At 62.9% G+C, this 18171-nt stretch carries 13 protein-coding genes; 9 read left to right on the top strand and 4 right to left on the bottom strand.

Translation table 11 applies throughout. The features are described from left to right. Window positions 1-68: 68 nt before the first annotated feature. Window positions 69-4934 (top strand): NAD-glutamate dehydrogenase, encoded by a 4866-nt coding sequence (locus PC358_RS13250; RefSeq protein WP_033700493.1) that lies wholly within the window; start codon window positions 69-71, stop codon window positions 4932-4934. A 135-nt stretch (window positions 4935-5069) separates the two neighbouring features. On the opposite strand, the gene ppsR is transcribed toward PC358_RS13250, so the two are convergent. After that, on the bottom strand, window positions 5070-5888 hold the full coding sequence (ppsR, locus tag PC358_RS13245) for a posphoenolpyruvate synthetase regulatory kinase/phosphorylase PpsR (RefSeq protein WP_033700492.1): 819 nt from the start codon (window positions 5886-5888) through the stop codon (window positions 5070-5072). Window positions 5889-6065: 177 nt separating this feature from the next. Between ppsR and ppsA the strand changes: the two genes are divergently transcribed. From ppsA to PC358_RS13205, 8 genes are all read left to right on the top strand, one after another. Continuing rightward, on the top strand, window positions 6066-8441 hold the full coding sequence (gene ppsA, locus PC358_RS13240) for a phosphoenolpyruvate synthase (protein WP_033700491.1): 2376 nt from the start codon (window positions 6066-6068) through the stop codon (window positions 8439-8441). Window positions 8442-8545: 104 nt separating this feature from the next. Beyond that, on the top strand, window positions 8546-9538 hold the full coding sequence (locus tag PC358_RS13235) for an alpha/beta fold hydrolase (RefSeq protein WP_077068566.1): 993 nt from the start codon (window positions 8546-8548) through the stop codon (window positions 9536-9538). 220 nt (window positions 9539-9758) lie between these two features. Continuing rightward, a complete protein-coding gene (rraA, locus tag PC358_RS13230; protein ID WP_033700488.1) occupies window positions 9759-10250 on the top strand; it encodes a ribonuclease E activity regulator RraA in 492 nt (163 codons plus the stop codon). Between the two features lie 27 nt (window positions 10251-10277). Beyond that, entirely contained in the window at window positions 10278-11273 is a 996-nt protein-coding gene (locus PC358_RS13225; protein WP_033700487.1) for a zinc transporter ZntB, read from the top strand. A 121-nt stretch (window positions 11274-11394) separates the two neighbouring features. Continuing rightward, entirely contained in the window at window positions 11395-11658 is a 264-nt protein-coding gene (locus PC358_RS13220; RefSeq protein ID WP_033700486.1) for a hypothetical protein, read from the top strand. 2 nt (window positions 11659-11660) lie between these two features. Continuing rightward, the gene (locus PC358_RS13215; protein WP_033700485.1) at window positions 11661-12485 is read left to right on the top strand and encodes a mechanosensitive ion channel family protein; all 825 of its coding nucleotides are present in this window, start codon (window positions 11661-11663) and stop codon (window positions 12483-12485) included. 112 nt (window positions 12486-12597) lie between these two features. Continuing rightward, window positions 12598-13164, top strand: coding sequence for an RNA polymerase sigma factor SigX (sigX, locus tag PC358_RS13210; RefSeq protein WP_033700483.1), 567 nt, complete (start codon window positions 12598-12600; stop codon window positions 13162-13164). A 111-nt stretch (window positions 13165-13275) separates the two neighbouring features. Beyond that, window positions 13276-14310, top strand: coding sequence for an OmpA family protein (locus PC358_RS13205; protein ID WP_033700482.1), 1035 nt, complete (start codon window positions 13276-13278; stop codon window positions 14308-14310). An 87-nt stretch (window positions 14311-14397) separates the two neighbouring features. Here the strand turns inward: PC358_RS13205 and cobA are convergent, their stop codons facing one another. Genes cobA through PC358_RS13190 form a run of 3 tightly spaced genes read right to left on the bottom strand, consistent with a single transcriptional unit; the run spans window position 14398 to window position 18060 of the window. Then, on the bottom strand, window positions 14398-15141 hold the full coding sequence (cobA, locus tag PC358_RS13200; protein ID WP_033700480.1) for a uroporphyrinogen-III C-methyltransferase: 744 nt from the start codon (window positions 15139-15141) through the stop codon (window positions 14398-14400). 27 nt (window positions 15142-15168) lie between these two features. Further along, complete coding sequence (locus PC358_RS13195; protein ID WP_033700479.1) at window positions 15169-16839, bottom strand: bifunctional protein-serine/threonine kinase/phosphatase; 1671 nt, start codon at window positions 16837-16839, stop codon at window positions 15169-15171. A 9-nt stretch (window positions 16840-16848) separates the two neighbouring features. Next, the gene (locus tag PC358_RS13190) at window positions 16849-18060 is read right to left on the bottom strand and encodes a nitrate/nitrite transporter (protein WP_033700478.1); all 1212 of its coding nucleotides are present in this window, start codon (window positions 18058-18060) and stop codon (window positions 16849-16851) included. Window positions 18061-18171: the final 111 nt, after the last annotated feature.

The following is an 18171-nucleotide window of genomic DNA, read 5'->3' as shown; positions in this document are numbered from 1 at the left end:
CGTTGATTCGTACACGGCGCACGCGAGCGACGCTTCAATTATTACAAAGCCCAAGCGGAGTACCACAGATGGCGTTTTTCACCGCAGCCAGCAAGGCCGACTTCCAGCATCAACTGCAAGCGGCTCTGGCGCAGCACATCAGCGAACAGGCACTGCCACAAGTGGCCCTGTTCGCCGAACAGTTCTTCGGCATCATCTCAATGGACGAACTCACCCAGCGCAGGCTTTCCGACCTGGCTGGCTGTACCCTTTCTGCCTGGCGCATCATCGAGCGCTTCGACGCCGAACAACCCCAAGTGCGGGTGTACAACCCTGATTACGAACGCAACGGCTGGCAGTCGACCCACACCGTGGTCGAGGTGTTGCACCACGACCTGCCGTTTCTGGTGGACTCGGTGCGCACCGAGCTCAACCGCCGCGGCTACAGCATCCACACCCTGCAGACCACCGTACTGAGCGTGCGCCGCGGTGCCAAAGGCGAGCTGCTCGAGCTGCTGCCCAAGGGCACCCACGGCGAGGGTGTGCGCCATGAGTCGCTGATGTACCTGGAGATCGACCGTTGCGCCAACGCCGCCGAACTAACGGTGCTGACCCGCGAGATCGAACAGGTGCTGGCTGAAGTGCGTGTGGCGGTCGCCGACTTCGAACCGATGAAGGTCAAGCTGCGCGAAGTGGTGGCGCAGGTCGAGCAGACTGCGTTTGGCCCGGCGCAGCACGAGAAGGGCGAGGTGAAGGCGTTTCTCGAGTGGTTGCTGGACAACCATTTCACCTTCCTGGGCTACGAGGAGTTCACCGTCCAGGGCGGCAGCGATGGCGGCCAGATGGTCTACGACGAGCAGTCCTTCCTCGGCCTGCCGCGGCGCTTGCGCGTGGGGCTGACGTCTGAAGAGCTGCGCATCGAAGACTACGCCGTGGCCTACCTCAACGAGCCACTGTTGTTGTCCTTCGCCAAGGCCGCGCTGCCCAGCCGTGTGCACCGCCCGGCCTACCCGGACTACGTGTCGATTCGCCAGCTGGACGCCGAGGGCAAGGTGGTCAAGGAATGCCGCTTCATGGGCCTGTACACCTCTTCGGTGTACGGCGAGAGCGTGCATGCCATCCCTTACATTCGAGTCAAGGTTGCCGAAGTCGAGCGCCGTTCGGGCTTCGACCCCAAGGCTCACCTGGGCAAGGAGCTGGCCCAGGTGCTCGAGGTGCTGCCGCGCGACGACCTGTTCCAGACGCCGATCGACGAGCTGTTCAGCACCGTCATGGCCATCGTGCAGATCCAGGAGCGCAACAAGATCCGCGTGTTCCTGCGCAAGGACCCGTACGGCCGCTTCTGCTACTGCCTGGCCTACGTACCGCGTGAGATCTACTCCACCGAAGTGCGGCAGAAGATCCAGCAGGTGCTGATGGAGCGCCTGAAAGCCAGCGACTGCGAGTTCTGGACCTTCTTCTCCGAGTCGGTACTGGCGCGGGTGCAACTGATTCTGCGGGTCGATCCGAAAAACCGCATCGACATCGACCCGCAACAGCTGGAAAACGAAGTGATCCAGGCGTGCCGCTCGTGGCACGACGACTACTCGACCCTGGTGGTGGAGAACTTCGGCGAAGCCCAGGGCACCAACATCCTGGCCGACTTCCCCAAAGGCTTCCCGGCGGGCTACCGCGAGCGCTTCGCTGCGCATTCGGCAGTGGTCGACCTGCAGCACGTGCTGGGGCTGTCCGAAAGCAAGCCGCTGGCCATGAGCTTCTATCAGCCATTGACCCAGGTCGGCGAGCGTACCCTGCATTGTAAGCTGTACCACGCCGACACCCCGTTGGCGCTGTCCGATGTGCTGCCGATCCTGGAGAACCTCGGCTTGCGCGTGCTGGGCGAGTTCCCGTACCGCCTGCGTCACGCCAATGGCCGTGAATACTGGATCCACGACTTCGCCTTTACCTACAGCGAAGGCCTGAGCCTGGACATCCAGCAGCTCAACGACACCTTGCAGGACGCGTTCATCCACATTGTCGGCGGCGACGCCGAGAACGACGCCTTCAACCGCCTGGTGCTGACCGCCGGCCTGCCTTGGCGCGATGTGGCACTGCTGCGTGCTTATGCCCGCTACCTCAAGCAGATCCGCCTGGGCTTCGACCTGGGTTACATCGCCAGCACCCTGAACAACCACACCGACATCGCCCGCGAGCTGACCCGGTTGTTCAAGACCCGCTTCTATTTGGCGCGCAAGCTTACCCAGGACGACCTGGACGACAAGCAGCAACGCCTGGAACAGGCGATCCTGAGCGCCCTGGACGATGTTCAGGTACTCAACGAAGACCGCATCCTGCGTCGCTACCTGGACCTGATCAAGGCCACCCTGCGGACCAACTTCTACCAGCCGGACGGCAACGGCCAGAACAAGTCGTACTTCAGCTTCAAGTTCAACCCCAAGCTGATCCCCGAGCTGCCAAAGCCGGTACCCAAGTTCGAGATCTTCGTCTATTCGCCACGGGTCGAGGGTGTGCACCTGCGCTTTGGCAACGTCGCCCGCGGCGGCCTGCGCTGGTCGGACCGCGAGGAAGATTTCCGCACCGAGGTGCTCGGCCTGGTCAAGGCCCAGCAGGTGAAGAACTCGGTGATCGTGCCGGTCGGCGCCAAGGGCGGCTTCCTGCCGCGCCGCCTGCCACTGGGTGGCAGCCGTGACGAAATCGCCGCTGAAGGCATTGCCTGCTACCGCATCTTCATTTCCGGCCTGCTCGACATCACCGACAACCTCAAGGACGGTGGCGTGGTGCCGCCGGCCAATGTGGTGCGCCACGACGATGACGACCCGTACCTGGTGGTGGCCGCCGACAAAGGCACCGCGACGTTCTCCGACATCGCCAACGGCATTGCCATCGACTACGGCTTCTGGCTGGGCGATGCCTTCGCCTCGGGCGGCTCGGCCGGCTATGACCACAAGAAAATGGGCATCACCGCCCGGGGCGCGTGGGTTGGCGTACAACGCCACTTCCGTGAGCGCGGCATCAATGTGCAAGAAGACCCGATCACCGTGATCGGCGTCGGCGACATGGCCGGCGACGTGTTCGGCAATGGCTTGCTGATGTCCGACAAGCTCAAGCTGGTGGCGGCGTTCAACCACCTGCACATCTTCATCGACCCGAACCCGGAGCCGGCCAACAGCTTCGCCGAGCGCAAGCGCCTGTTCGACTTGCCGCGTTCGGCCTGGAGCGACTACGACACCAGCATCATGTCCGAAGGCGGCGGGATCTTCCCGCGCAGTGCCAAGAGCATCGCCATCAGCCCACAGATGAAAGAACGCTTCGCCATCGAAGCCGACCGCCTGACCCCGACCGAGCTGCTCAATGCACTGCTCAAGGCGCCGGTCGACCTGCTGTGGAACGGCGGCATCGGCACTTACGTCAAGGCCAGCACAGAAAGCCACGCCGATGTCGGCGACAAGGCCAACGACGCCCTGCGCGTCAACGGCAACGAGCTGCGCTGCAAGGTGGTGGGCGAGGGCGGCAACCTCGGCATGACCCAGCTCGGCCGGGTCGAGTTCGGCCTCAATGGCGGTGCGACCAACACCGACTTCATCGACAACGCTGGTGGCGTCGACTGCTCGGACCACGAGGTCAATATCAAGATCCTGCTCAACGAAGTGGTGCAGGGTGGCGACATGACCGAGAAGCAGCGTAACCAGCTGCTCGGCAGCATGACCGAAGAGGTCGGCGCGCTGGTGCTGGGCAACAACTACAAGCAGACCCAGGCGCTGTCCCTGGCAGCCCGTCGCGCCCGCGAGCGGATCGCCGAATACAAGCGCCTGATGGCGGACCTGGAAGGGCGTGGCAAGCTGGACCGTGCCATCGAATTTCTGCCGTCCGAAGAGCAACTGGCCGAGCGCCTGGCCGCAGGCCAAGGCCTGACTCGCGCCGAGCTGTCGGTGCTGATCTCGTACAGCAAGATCGACCTCAAAGAGCAACTGCTCAAGTCGCGGGTGCCGGACGACGACTACCTGACCCGCGACATGGAAACTGCGTTCCCGCCCTCGCTGGTCAGCAAGTTCGCCGATTCCATGCGTCGCCACCGCCTGAAGCGCGAGATCGTCAGCACCCAGATCGCCAACGACCTGGTCAACAACATGGGCATCACCTTCGTCCAGCGCCTGAAGGAGTCGACGGGCATGAGCCCGGCCAACGTGGCGGGTGCGTATGTGATCGTGCGCGACATCTTCCACCTGCCGCACTGGTTCCGTCAGATCGAAGCCCTGGACTACCAGGTGCCGGCCGAGGTCCAGCTGACCTTGATGGACGAACTGATGCGCCTGGGCCGCCGCGCCACCCGCTGGTTCCTGCGCAGCCGTCGCAACGAGCAGGACGCCGGGCGCGACACCGCGCACTTCGGGCCGAAGATCGCGCAACTGGGGCTCAAGCTGGACGAGTTGCTGGAAGGGCCGACCCGCGAGCGCTGGATGGTGCGTTACCAGGGCTTTGTCGAAGCCGGTGTGCCTGAACTGCTCGCGCGCATGGTGGCCGGTACCAGCCACCTGTACACGCTGTTGCCGATCATCGAGGCGGCTGATGTCACCGGCCATGACCCGGCGCAGGTGGCCAAGGCGTTCTTCGCGGTGGGCAGTTCGCTGGACCTGACCTGGTACTTGCAGGAAATCAGCAACCTGCCGGTGGAAAACAACTGGCAGGCCCTGGCCCGCGAGGCATTCCGCGACGACATCGACCTGCAGCAGCGGGCGATCACCATCTCTGTGTTGCAGATGGCCGATGCGCCGCAAGACATGGATGCCCGCGTGGCGCTGTGGGCCGAGCAGCACCGGGTGATGGTCGAGCGCTGGCGTGCGATGCTGGACGACCTGCGCAATGCCACCGGCACGGACTATGCGATGTATGCGGTGGCCAACCGCGAGCTGGTCGACCTGGCAATGAGCGGGCAGGCGGCGGTGGTGCCTTCATAAGTCGCAGGCTGTAAGCTACAAGCTGCAAGCAGACCTTCGCAGGTTTCGCTTGCAGCTTTTGTCTCCGCCACCATTGGCTGTCTTGGCGCAGTCCCGCTTTTTCTTGTAGCTTGAAGCTTACAGCTTGAAGCTTTCTTACTTGAACCGACGCTCCACGCCTTTTTCCACCAGAATCTTCGCCGAAATCTCCTCCACCGAAAAATGCGTGGAATTGATATTGGGAATGTTCTCCCGGCGGAACAGGCTCTCTACCTCGCGGACTTCGAACTCGCACTGGGCAAAGCTTGAGTAGCGGCTGTTGGGCTTGCGCTCGTGGCGAATGGCGGTCAGGCGGTCGGGGTCGATGGTCAGGCCGAACAGCTTGTTGTGGTGCTTTTTCAGCACCGCTGGCAATTGCAGGCGCTCCATGTCGTCTTCGGTCAGCGGGTAGTTGGCCGCACGGATACCGAACTGCATGGCCATGTACAGGCAGGTTGGCGTCTTGCCGCAACGCGAGACCCCGACCAGAATCAGGTCGGCCTTGTCGTAGTAGTGCGTGCGCGCGCCATCATCATTGTCCAGGGCGAAGTTGACCGCTTCGATGCGCTCCATGTAGTTGGAATTACCGCCGATCGAGTGCGATTTGCCGACGGAATACGACGAATGGGCGGTCAATTCCTGCTCAAGCGGGGATAAAAACGACGAAAAGATGTCGATCATGAAGCCGTTCGAGGTGGCCAGGATCTCACGAATGTCCTGATTGACGATGGTGTCGAAGATGATCGGCCGCACGCCATCACGCTCGGCAGCAGCGTTGATTTGCTGCACCATGGTTCGCGCTTTGTCCGGCGAATCGATGTAGGGACGGGTGAATTTGCTGAACGGAATGCTTTCGAATTGAGCGAGCAGGCTTTGCCCCAGGGTCTCGGCAGTGATGCCGGTGCCGTCGGAGATGAAGAACGCGGTTCTTTTCATTTGCACCCTGGGCCTTAAGCTGATGACGTTTCTTGGATATGATAAGTTCGGTTTGCCGAATGCGGCTGTCGGCATTCTCACTTATTTTCCAGGTACAGGCCACAAACGCCCGGCCAAGTCAAAGAAGACAGGCGGGCGCCTTTGAGCTTTTCCAACACAGTTAGTGGAGAGATCACCTTGGTAGAGTACGTAGTTTCCCTCGAAAAGCTCGGCGTCCATGATGTGGAGCATGTGGGGGGCAAGAACGCATCCCTGGGCGAGATGATCAGCAACCTTGCGGGTGCTGGTGTATCGGTGCCGGGCGGCTTTGCCACTACGGCGCAGGCGTACCGCGATTTTCTCGAACAGAGTGGTCTCAACGAGCGTATCCATGCCGCGCTCGATGCGCTGGATGTCGATGACATCAATGCCCTGACCAAAACCGGCGCGCAGATTCGCCAGTGGGTCATGGAAGCCGAATTCCCGGCGCGTCTGGATTCGGAAATCCGTACGGCCTTCGCTGAAATGGCCGCAGGCAACGACAACATGGCCGTAGCCGTGCGCTCGTCTGCCACCGCCGAAGACTTGCCGGACGCCTCGTTCGCCGGCCAGCAGGAAACCTTCCTCAACATCCGTGGCGTCGACAACGTGATCCGCGCGGCCAAGGAAGTGTTCGCCTCGCTGTTCAACGACCGCGCCATCGCCTACCGCGTGCACCAGGGCTTCGACCACAAGCTGGTGGCCCTGTCTGCCGGTGTGCAGCGCATGGTCCGTTCGGAAACCGGCACCGCCGGTGTGATGTTTACCCTCGACACCGAGTCGGGTTTCCGCGACGTGGTGTTCATCACCGGCGCCTATGGCCTGGGTGAAACCGTGGTGCAGGGTGCGGTCAACCCAGACGAATTCTACGTACACAAGAACACCTTGCAGGCTGGCCGCCCGGCGATCCTGCGCCGCAACCTGGGCAGCAAGGCGATCAAGATGGTCTACGGCGACGAAGCCAAGGCCGGTCGTTCGGTCAAGACCGTCGAGGTCGACCGTGCCGAGCGCGCCCGCTTCTGCCTGAGCGATGCCGAAGTCAACGAGCTGGCCAAACAGGCCATGATCATCGAACAGCACTACCAGCGCCCGATGGACATCGAGTGGGCCAAGGACGGTGACGACGGCAAGCTGTACATCGTTCAGGCCCGCCCTGAAACGGTGAAAAGCCGCTCCAGCGCCAATGTCATGGAACGCTACCTGCTGAAAGAAAAGGGCACCGTACTGGTCGAAGGCCGTGCGATCGGCCAGCGCATCGGCGCCGGCAAGGTCCGCGTGATCAACGATGTGTCCGAGATGGACAAGGTGCAGCCCGGTGACGTACTGGTCTCCGACATGACCGACCCGGACTGGGAGCCGGTCATGAAGCGCGCCAGCGCCATTGTCACCAACCGCGGCGGGCGTACCTGCCACGCGGCGATCATTGCCCGTGAGCTGGGTATCCCTGCAGTCGTCGGTTGCGGTAACGCCACTCAGTTGCTCAAGGACGGCCAGGGCGTGACAGTGTCCTGCGCCGAGGGCGACACCGGCTTCATCTTCGAAGGTGAGCTGGGCTTCGACATCAAGCAGAACTCGGTCGACGCCATGCCGGACCTGCCGTTCAAGATCATGATGAACGTCGGCAACCCGGACCGTGCCTTTGACTTCGCCCAACTGCCCAACGCCGGTGTCGGCCTGGCGCGCCTGGAGTTCATCATCAACCGCATGATCGGCGTGCACCCCAAGGCGCTGCTCAACTACGCCGGCCTGCCGGCAGAGTTGAAGGACAGCGTCGACAAGCGCATCGCCGGCTACGACGACCCGGTCGGCTTCTATGTCGAGAAGCTGGTCGAAGGCATCAGCACCCTGGCGGCAGCCTTCTACCCGAAAAAGGTCATCGTGCGCCTGTCGGACTTCAAGTCCAACGAGTACGCCAACCTGATCGGCGGCAAGCTGTACGAGCCGGAAGAAGAAAACCCGATGCTGGGCTTCCGCGGTGCTTCGCGTTACATCAGCGAATCGTTCCGTGACTGCTTCGAGCTCGAGTGCCGTGCCCTGAAGCGCGTGCGCAACGAGATGGGCCTGACCAACGTCGAGATCATGGTGCCGTTCGTGCGCACCCTGGGCGAAGCCAGCCAGGTCATCGACCTGTTGGCCGAAAACGGCCTGGCCCGTGGCGACAATGGCCTGCGCGTGATCATGATGTGCGAGTTGCCGTCCAACGCGATTCTGGCCGAAGAGTTCCTCGAGTACTTCGACGGCTTCTCGATCGGCTCCAACGACCTGACCCAGCTGACCCTGGGCCTGGACCGTGATTCGGGTATCATCGCGCACCTGTTCGACGAGCGTAACCCGGCCGTGAAGAAGCTGCTGGCCAACGCCATCCAGGCGTGCAACAAGGCCGGCAAGTACATCGGCATCTGCGGCCAGGGCCCATCGGACCACCCGGACCTGGCCAAATGGCTGATGGAGCAGGGCATCGAAAGCGTGTCGCTGAACCCGGACTCGGTGCTCGAGACCTGGTTCTTCCTGGCCGAGGGCCAGGGCGCAGCCTGATACAGTGGATTGCGGGGGCGCGNGTCTGGCGCGCCCCCGCCTGGTTTGATCCAGGGCGAGTTCCAGTAATGGTTCCCGCCCTTTTTTGTGCACCAAGCAACCTTATGCAAAGCAGCAGCACTTTATTTCCCGTGGCCTTGCTCAGCGCTGAGCGGCGAGGCGACTTGAGCGAAGACGTGTACCGGATCAAGGCCGGCAACAGCCCTGACCCGAGCGTCGAGCTGGCCGTGACCCGCCTTGGCCTGGCCGATCAGGGTCAGGCTCAAGGCGTACCGGTCATTCTTTTGCACGGCAGTTTTTCCAATCGGCGCTTCTGGTATTCGCCCAAAGGGGTCGGCCTGGGCGCGTTTCTGGCCCGCGCGGGTTTCGATGTGTGGATCCCGGAGATGCGCGGCCATGGCCTGTCGCCGCGCAATCGCCAGTGGCAGCACAACCGTGTCGCCGACTATGCCCGCGATGACTTGCCGTTGATTGGCGCTTTCGTGCTGGAACAAACCGGCCAGGCGCCGCACTGGCTTGGCCATTCCCTGGGCGGGACAACCTTGGCCGCTGCACTGGGTGGCGGCTACCTGCCAACCGAGCAGGTGGCCAGCGCCGCGTTCTTCGGTACCCAGGTCAGCCGCGTGTACTGGCCGTTGAAAGTGCCGCCGGTGGTGTGGGGGGCGAAGCTGCTGCTCAAGCGCTGGCGGCAGATTCCCGGGCAGCGCCTTAAGCGTGGCCCCGAGGACGAACCGATCGGCTTGGCACTTGAAAGCATGCGCTGGCATGGCCTGTTCGGGCGCTTTGGCGACAAGGACAACGACTGGTGGGCGGGCCTTGCGCAGGTGGATGTGCCGGTGCTGGCCGTGGCCGGTACGGGCGATTACCAGGACCCGGTCTGGGCTTGCCGCAAGCTGTTCGACCAGTTGGGCGGGGAGCGCAAGCAGTTTCTGCGCTTGGGCCGCGAGGAAGGCTTCGATGCGTTCGGGCATGTCGACATGCTGGTCAGCAAGGCCGCGCAGGCGCAGGTCTGGCCGTTGGTGGAACGCTGGTTGAGGAACCCGTCTATGCCGGTGCATGCATCGACTGTTGTGGCGCAGGCTGTGCCAGCCAGCTGATTCCATGCTGCCTGCGCTGGCCCCTTCGCGGGGCAAGCCCGCTCCCACAGGTACCCCACTGTTCTTAAGGCAGTGAAATACCTGTGGGAGCGGGCTTGCCCCGCGAAGAGGCCAGTGCCGAAGGAATGCAACTGACTGCTCGGTCCCGGATGACGTCAACAGCTTCCTCGGTGTAGCCTTGGCCCATACCCGCTTTCGTTGTGACTGACAGGAGCTTCCCATGCAGCATTACGTAACGCCCGACCTGTGTGACACCTACCCTGACCTGGTCCAGGTGCTCGAACCTATGTTCAGCAACTTCGGCGGCCGCGATTCGTTCGGTGGCCAGATCGTCACCCTCAAGTGCTTCGAAGACAACTCGCTGGTCAAGGAGCAGGTCGAGCTCGACGGCAAGGGCAAGGTTCTGGTGGTTGACGGTGGCGGTTCGCTGCGCTGTGCGCTGCTGGGCGACATGCTGGCCGAGAAAGCGGCCAAGAACGGCTGGGAAGGCCTGGTGATCTACGGCTGCGTGCGTGACGTAGACATCTTGATCCAGACCGACGTCGGCGTGCAGGCCTTGGCCAGCCACCCGAAAAAAAGCAACAAGCGTGGCGTCGGCGAGCTCGACGTGCCGGTGACTTTCGCCGGGGTGACCTTCCGCTCGGGCGAATATGTGTATGCCGACAACAATGGCGTGCTGGTTTCGCCAAGCCCGCTGAAAATGCCGGAGTGATGCGCCGCACGCGCTGATGGAGCTTTGATGTTCGAGGAAGACAACGCGCAGTGGGGGCTGGTGCATGCCCTGGTGCTCGATGGCAAAGGCGGCGCGCGCTCGATTGCCCGTACCGAACTGGACGACCTGCAACTGCACCCCCAGGAAAGCCTCTGGTTGCACTGGGACCGCAGCCATCCACAAACCCGCACCTGGCTGCTGCGCGACAGCGGCCTGAGCGAGTTCGCCTGCGAACTGCTGCTGGAAGAAAACACCCGGCCGCGCTTGCTGCCGCTGGTGGACGAACAGTTGTTGCTGTTCTTGCGCGGGGTCAACCTCAACCCGGGCGCCGAACCTGAAGACATGGTCTCGGTGCGCATCTTCGCCGAAGCGCAACGGGTCATCTCGCTGCGCTTGCGGCCGCTTCGGGCCAGTGACGAGATGCTCCAGTTGCTCGGCGAGGGCAGGGGGCCGAAGTCAGCTTCGGCGTTATTGCTGCTGATGGGTGAGCTGCTGACCGAGAAGGTCCAGGGCCTGGTCAGCGACCTGTCCGAGCTGGTCGACCTCGAGGAAGAAAAGGTCGAATCCGACGAGCGGTACACTCCCGAGCAGGGTAGCCTGCAGCAGATCCGCCGCCGTGCGGCCGGCTTGCGACGTTTTCTGGCGCCGCAGCGGGAAATCTACGCACAGCTGTCACGCAGCAAGTGGAGCTGGTTCGCTGATGCCGATGCCGACTACTGGAACGAGTTGAACAACAGCCTGATCCGTTACCTCGAAGAGCTGGAGCTGACCCGCGAGCGGGCCGCATTGGTGCTTGAAAGCGAGGACCGGCGGCGCAGCGAGCGCATGAACCGCACCATGTACCGCTTCGGCATCATCACCTGCATCTTCCTGCCCATGAGCTTCATCACCGGCTTGCTGGGCATCAATGTCGGCGGCATTCCGGGGGCGGAAAACCCCTACGGCTTCTTGTTTGCCTGCATCATCGTGCTGGGGCTGGCGGTAGGGCAGTGGTGGCTGTTCCGTCGGCTGCGGTGGGTCTAGATGTTGAATTCCTTGCCCGCGAAGCAGGCGACAGCGGTTCATTTTGCACCACACGCCCCCAGGCGATGTGTGACCCATGCCCCGGCGCTCTCGTCTCTGACAGATACTGCGCGAGGTGCCCATGCACGATCCGTTTGAAGAATCCCTGCGCGACCTGCTCAAGGCGTCGCCGTCCGGCCAGGACCGAGACGACGCCGCCTGCCTGGGTCGTGTGCTGAAAACCGCCAACCGCCAGGTCGGTGCGGGTGATCTGTTCAGCCTGCTTGGCCGTTGGAGCCAGGCGCTGCTGATCGCCGTCAACAATGGCTCGGCGCATGTAGCGCCGGTGCGCAGAAACTCTACCCGCAACGCTGCCACCGGCAGCAAAGCAGATAAGGCCGATTGAATATGGAACTGGATCTCTGGACCCAAAGCCTGGTCACCGCCATGACTGCCCTTTGGACCAAGGTGGCGAACTTCATCCCTAACCTGTTCGGCGCCCTGGTCGTGGTGCTGCTCGGTTTCGTAGTGGCCAAGCTGCTCGATACGCTGCTGTCCAAGCTGCTGGCCAAGCTCGGCCTGGACCGCCTGATGGCAGGTACCGGGCTGACCAAGATGCTGAGCCGCGGTGGCATCCAGGTGCCGATTTCGACCCTCATCGGCAAGATCGTCTACTGGTTCGTACTGCTGATCTTCCTCGTCTCGGCCGCGGAATCGCTGGGCCTTGAGCGGGTTTCGGCGACCCTCGACATGCTCGCCCTGTACCTGCCGAAAGTATTCGGCGCGGCGCTGGTGCTGCTGGCCGGTGTGCTGCTGGCGCAGGTGGCCAATGGCCTGGTGCGCGGCGCTGCCGAAGGCATTGGCCTTGAGTACTCCGCAGGCCTTGGGCGTATCACCCAAGGCCTGGTGATCATCATCAGCATCTCGGTGGCCATCAGCCAGCTCGAGGTCAAGACCGACCTGCTCAACCACGTGATCGTCATCGGGCTGATTACCGTTGGTCTGGCCGTTGCCTTGGCCATGGGCCTCGGCAGCCGCGAAATCGCCGGGCAGATATTGGCCGGTATTTACGTGCGTGAGCTGTATCAAGTCGGCCAGCAGGTGCGGATTGGAGAGGTCGAAGGGCATATCGAGGAAATCGGCACGGTCAAGACGACGCTGTTGACCGATGATGGCGAACTGGTGTCGCTGTCGAACCGTGTGCTGCTTGAGCAGCGCGTCAATAGCCGCTAACCGCACAAAAGCTGTTAATGTATGCCGCCGCGAAATCGACCCCCGGGGTCGCGCGGCGACATTGACCTGACTGTCGGCCAGATTCGTTTTGAATAAAGTTCATTCGCCGCCCATGCGTTATGACCCCCGCGAGCTCACCGACGAAGAGTTGGTGGCGCGTTCGCATGAGGAGCTGTACCACGTTACCCGCGCCTATGAGGAGCTCATGCGGCGCTACCAGCGGACCCTGTTCAACGTCTGTGCGCGTTATTTGGGGAACGACCGGGATGCCGACGATGTCTGTCAGGAGGTGATGCTCAAAGTGCTGTACGGGCTGAAGAACTTCGAGGGCAAATCGAAGTTCAAGACCTGGCTCTACAGCATCACCTACAACGAGTGCATTACCCAGTACCGCAAGGAGCGCCGCAAACGTCGGCTGATGGATGCCTTGAGCCTGGACCCTGTTGAAGAGGCGTCCGAGGACAAGGCTCCGAAACCCGAAGAAAAGGGCGGGCTGGACAAGTGGCTGGTGCATGTGAACCCGATCGACCGGGAAATCCTGGTGCTGCGATTTGTCGCAGAGCTGGAATTTCAGGAGATCGCCGACATCATGCACATGGGCCTGAGCGCGACGAAAATGCGTTACAAGCGCGCGCTAGACAAGCTTCGGGAGAAATTTCACGGGCTCGATGAAACTTAAGCGTGTGCAAATATCTCTAACGAATCGGCGAGTTCTGCTAGACTTGCCGTCGAGTTGTCCCCCTTGTTGTTGGTGGGACTGCTTAACTATCACCAGATGGGGATTTAACGGATGAAATTGAAAAACACCTTGGGCTTGGCCATTGGTTCGCTTGTAGCCGCCACTTCGATTGGCGCTATGGCACAAGGTCAAGGCGCCGTCGAAACTGAAATCTTTTACAAAAAAGAATTCTTCGACAGCCAGCGCGACTTCAAGAACGACGGCAACCTGTTCGGCGGCTCGATCGGTTACTTCCTGACCGACGACGTTGAACTGCGTCTGGGCTACGACGAAGTTCACAACGCTCGTGGCGAAGACGGCAAGAACATCAAGGGCTCGAACACCGCCCTGGACGCCGTTTACCACTTCAACAACCCGTACGACGCCATCCGTCCGTACGTTTCCGCTGGTTTCTCGCACCAGTCGCTGGGCCAGACCGGCCGTGGCGGTCGTGACCACTCCACCTTCGCCAACGTTGGCGCTGGCGCCAAGTGGTACATCACCGACATGTTCTACGCCCGTGCCGGCGTTGAAGCTCAGTACAACATCGACCAGGGCGACACCGAGTGGGCCCCGAGCGTTGGCGTTGGTCTGAACTTCGGCGGTAGCCCGAAGCAAGCTGAAGTTGCTCCGGCCCCAGTTGCCGAAGTCTGCTCCGACAGCGACAACGATGGCGTCTGCGACAACGTCGACAAGTGCCCAGACACCCCGGCCAACGTCACCGTTGACGCCGACGGCTGCCCGGCTGTTGCCGAAGTCGTTCGCGTTGAGCTGGACGTCAAGTTCGACTTCGACAAGTCGGTCGTCAAGCCTAACAGCTACGGCGACATCAAGAACCTGGCTGACTTCATGAAGCAGTACCCATCGACCACCACCACCGTGGAAGGTCACACTGACTCCGTGGGTCCAGACGCTTACAACCAGAAGCTGTCCGAGCGTCGTGCCAACGCTGTCAAGCAAGTACTGACCAATCAGTACGGCGTAGAATCCAACCGTGTTGAATCGGTTGGCTACGGCGAGACCCGTCCGGTTGCCGACAACGCCACCGAAGATGGTCGCGCTGTTAACCGTCGCGTTGAAGCGCAAGTAGAAGCCCAGGCCAAGTAATTGGTTTGATGCTTCATGAAAAACCCGGCCTCGGCCGGGTTTTTCTTTACCTGTGATTTAGGGGGTGACACTGAGATTCTGGGGCTGCTACGCAACCCTTTCGCAACGCAAGGCTGCGCTTACAGCGCCGGTGACGACCTCGCCGATCACCAGAATTGCCGGGCTGCTTAGCCCGAACGCCCGCGCATCCTCAACCATCCCCTGTACATCACTGCGGCATTCGCGCTGCTGCGCCAATGACGCATTCTCGATCATCGCCACCGGCATATGCGCAGCCATCCCGCCGGCCAGCAGGCCTTGGCGAATCTGCTCCAGCCGCGCAACGCCCATGTACACCACCAGCGTCGTACCGCCCTGGGCCAGCGCCGCCCAGTTCAGCTCGCTGTCATCCTGGGTGTGTGCCGTTACCAGCGTCACGCCGCGGCTCACCCCGCGCGAAGTCAGCGATATACCGCATTGCGTCGCGCCTGCCAGGCCCGCCGTGATGCCGTTGACCAGCTCCACTTCGATGCCATGCCCTTGCAGCCAGGCAGCCTCTTCGCCGCCACGGCCGAAGATGCACGGATCGCCCCCTTTGAGCCTGACCACGCAGCGCCCCTGGCGCGCATGGCGCAACATCAGGCGCTGGATAAAGGCTTGAGGCGTGGACCGGCAGCCGCCGCGCTTGCCCACGGCCATCACCCGTGCCTGGGGGCAATGCTCCAGCACTGCGGGGTTGACCAGGTCGTCGATCATCACTACCTGGGCTTGCTGCAATGCGCGCACGGCCTTGAGGGTAAGCAGTTCGGGATCACCAGGGCCGGCGCCGACCAGCCAGACTTTCGCATTCATCGTTGTTTCCTCTTCGGCAAGGTGTACTCAGCCCTTGAGCAGGACGAGCAGCACTATCAGGTTGCACAGCAGGGACAGCAGGGCCAGGGTGCGCCAAACTTTCAGCGGTTCGCGCTCCAGCAAGGGCCGGGGGCGGTGGGCCAGCTCCTGGCGGTCGCCGCGTTCGAGCAGCAACAACCAGTGCTCGGCGGTTTCAAAGCGTTGCGCCGGGTCGGCCGCCACCGCTTGCAGCAGGTTGTGCTGCAACCATTCCGGCAGGTCGGGGCGATAGCGCGAAGCGTTGACCGGCTGGCTGAAGCGTGGCCGCTGGAACGGCTCCACTTCGCCATAGGGGTAGTGCCCCGTCAGCAGCTGGTAAAGCGTCACGCCGACGGCATAAAGGTCTTGCCGCGGGCTGGGTGGTTGGCCGTCGAAGGCTTCCGGGGCGATATAGGATGGCGTGCCAGGCAGCTCGTGCTGCGGGTCTTCAGACAAGCCGGGGCAATACGCCAGGCCGAAGTCCAGCAACCGCAACTGTCCATCGGCGCCCAGGTGCAGGTTGTCTGGCTTGATGTCGCGGTGCAGCAAGTTGCGCCGATGCAGCACGCCGACCGCTTGCAGCAGTTGACGGGCGATCTCCAGCCACTGCGCCAAGGGCAGCGGCCCGTGCTCGGCGAGCAGTGCCGAAAGGCTCTGGCCGGGGTGTTCGCGCATCACGTAATACAGGTGCTGGCGCTGGCTGGCGACGTGGAGTTCGGGGAAGTGTCGCCCTGCGACCCGGCGCAGAAACCACTCTTCCATCAGCAACCCTTGGGCGGCCCCTGGCTCCTGTTCGCGCGCGCTGGGCAGGGTCTTGAGCAGCCAGGGCTGGCCGTGGCCGTCACGTACCCGGTACAGCAGCGATTGACGGCTGTGCGAGAGCAGGGTGTCGACCTGCCAACCATCGAGCGCCTGGCCTTCACGCAGGGGGCCGGGTACAGGCCACTGTTGCAACTGCGCCAGGGTATCGCCCAGGCTGGCCGTACCCAGCTGTTGCACCTGCACCAGCAGGGCGCTGGCGTTGTCCTGGCTGCCATTGAGGTGAGCGCTGGCGACCAGCGTGTCAGCGGCCAACTGCAGGTCGGGTTGCTCGCGCAATACCGCCTGGATGTGCTGGTCCCCCAGGCTGGCCCAGACGCCGTCGCTCACCAACACATAGCACTCGCCCGCCTGCAGTTCACCTTCCAGGTAATCGACCAGCAGTTGTTGGTCCAGGCCCAGCGCGCGCTTGAGCACATGCTGCATGCCCGGTTGGTCCCAGACGTGGTCTTCGCTCAGGCACCGCAGGTGCCCTTGGTGCCAGCGGTAGACCCGGCAGTCGCCAACATGCGCCAAGGTAAAACGCCGCCCGCGTAGCACCAGGGCGCTGAGCGTGGTCAGCAGCGGTTGGCCGCTACCCTGGGCACGCAGCCAACGGTTCTGCGCCAGCAGCAGGCGGTCCAGCGCCTGCGCCACGCTCCAGGTGGCGGGGGTGGCGTAGTAGTCCAGGGCCAGGGCCTGCAAGCTGGCGCGTGCTGCCAGGCCGCCATCGGCGCATTGGCTGACACCGTCGGCGAGGGCGAACAGGTAGCCTTTGCTGGCGGCCAGTTCCGGCGCCGGCGTGACCAGGCGCAGGGCATCCTGGTTTTCCGCGCGCGGCCCGGTGGCACTGGCGTGGGCAAAGCTCAGTTGCAGGCTCATCGGCGTGCCTCAGACCCGCGCCGCAGTCACGGCGGCCGAGCCCCAGGTGGTGCGCCAGCGCTGTTTGACGCCATGCAGGCCGAACCAGGCCAGCAGGCCGAGGCTGGCGAACAGCCACAGCCCCAACTGGTAGTCACCGGTGTGCTGCTTGATGGTGCCAAGCCCCGCAGCCAGCAGGAAGCCGCCAATACCACCGGCCATGCCGATCAGCCCGGTCATCACGCCGATCTCCTGGCGAAAGCGTTGCGGCACCAGCTGGAATACCGCGCCATTGCCGGCGCCCAGGCCGAGCATGGCGCTGACGAACAGCGCCAGGGCAGCGGTTGCGCTGGGCAGGTTGAAGCCGACTGCGGCGATGCAGATGGCGGCCACGCTGTACATGCCCAGCAAGGTGCGGATGCCACCGAAGCGATCGGCCAGGGCGCCGCCGAGTGGGCGCATCAGGCTGCCGGCAAAGACGCAGGCAGCCGTGTAGTAGCCGGCGGTGACCGGGCTCAGGCCATATTGGTCACTGAAGTAGCCGGGCAGGGCGCTAGCCAGGCCGATGAAGCCGCCGAAGGTGACGCTGTAGAAGAACATGAACCACCAGCTGTCGCGGTCACCGAGGGCCTTGAGGTAGTCGGCCATGGCCTTGCGCTTGGGCCGCTCAGGTGCGTTGCGCGCCAGCAGGGCAAATACCACCAGGGTCAGCGACAGCGGGATCAGGGCGAAGCCGAACACGTTGTTCCAGCCAAAGCCTGCGGCCAGGGCGGGCGCCAGCAACGCCGCGAACACCGTGCCCGAGTTGCCGGCACCGGCGATCCCCATGGCCTTGCCCTGGTGCTGAGGCGGGTACCACTGCGAGGCCAGTGGCAGCGAAACGGCGAACGAGGCCCCGGCAAAACCCAGGAAGACGCCCAGCAGCAGGGCGTGCTCGTAGCTGTGCACGCCCAGGTACCAGGCGCCGGCCAGGGCAATGATGACCACGACCTGGCCGATCAGGCCGGCGGTCTTGGGCGACAGGCGATCGACCAGCAGGCCCATGGCGAAGCGCAATATCGCACCGGCCAGAATGGGTGTGGCCACCATCAGGCCACGTTGCTGTGCACTCAGCTGCAAGTCGGCGGCAATTTGCACCGCCAGCGGGCCGAGCAGGTACCAGACCATGAAGCTCAGGTCGAAATACAGGAACGCAGCGAACAGCGTGGGCACATGCCCGGATTTCCAGAAGCTGGTACTCATTGAACACCTCACTCGGCAAAACAACGGAACGAAAAAGACGCCGCTACCCGGCCCACGGCTGTGGAGGGGTGAGCGACGTCTTTGTCGGGATCAAGTGGGGCAACCGCCGTT

Source organism: Pseudomonas capeferrum (assembly GCF_000731675.1).
GTDB lineage: Bacteria > Pseudomonadota > Gammaproteobacteria > Pseudomonadales > Pseudomonadaceae > Aquipseudomonas > Aquipseudomonas capeferrum.
This window is presented reverse-complemented; position numbering and strand designations above follow the sequence as displayed.

Coding starts and splice junctions, on each gene's coding strand:
- ppsR (WP_033700492.1), bottom strand. CDS start 5,888: ATGAAAAGAACCGCGTTCTTCATCTCCGACGGCACCGGCATCACTGCC.
- rraA (WP_033700488.1), top strand. CDS start 9,759: ATGCAGCATTACGTAACGCCCGACCTGTGTGACACCTACCCTGACCTG.
- PC358_RS13195 (WP_033700479.1), bottom strand. CDS start 16,839: ATGAGCCTGCAACTGAGCTTTGCCCACGCCAGTGCCACCGGGCCGCGC.
- PC358_RS13235 (WP_077068566.1), top strand. CDS start 8,546: ATGCAAAGCAGCAGCACTTTATTTCCCGTGGCCTTGCTCAGCGCTGAG.
- PC358_RS13215 (WP_033700485.1), top strand. CDS start 11,661: ATGGAACTGGATCTCTGGACCCAAAGCCTGGTCACCGCCATGACTGCC.
- PC358_RS13205 (WP_033700482.1), top strand. CDS start 13,276: ATGAAATTGAAAAACACCTTGGGCTTGGCCATTGGTTCGCTTGTAGCC.
- cobA (WP_033700480.1), bottom strand. CDS start 15,141: ATGAATGCGAAAGTCTGGCTGGTCGGCGCCGGCCCTGGTGATCCCGAA.
- sigX (WP_033700483.1), top strand. CDS start 12,598: ATGCGTTATGACCCCCGCGAGCTCACCGACGAAGAGTTGGTGGCGCGT.
- PC358_RS13250 (WP_033700493.1), top strand. CDS start 69: ATGGCGTTTTTCACCGCAGCCAGCAAGGCCGACTTCCAGCATCAACTG.
- PC358_RS13225 (WP_033700487.1), top strand. CDS start 10,278: ATGTTCGAGGAAGACAACGCGCAGTGGGGGCTGGTGCATGCCCTGGTG.
- PC358_RS13190 (WP_033700478.1), bottom strand. CDS start 18,060: ATGAGTACCAGCTTCTGGAAATCCGGGCATGTGCCCACGCTGTTCGCT.
- PC358_RS13220 (WP_033700486.1), top strand. CDS start 11,395: ATGCACGATCCGTTTGAAGAATCCCTGCGCGACCTGCTCAAGGCGTCG.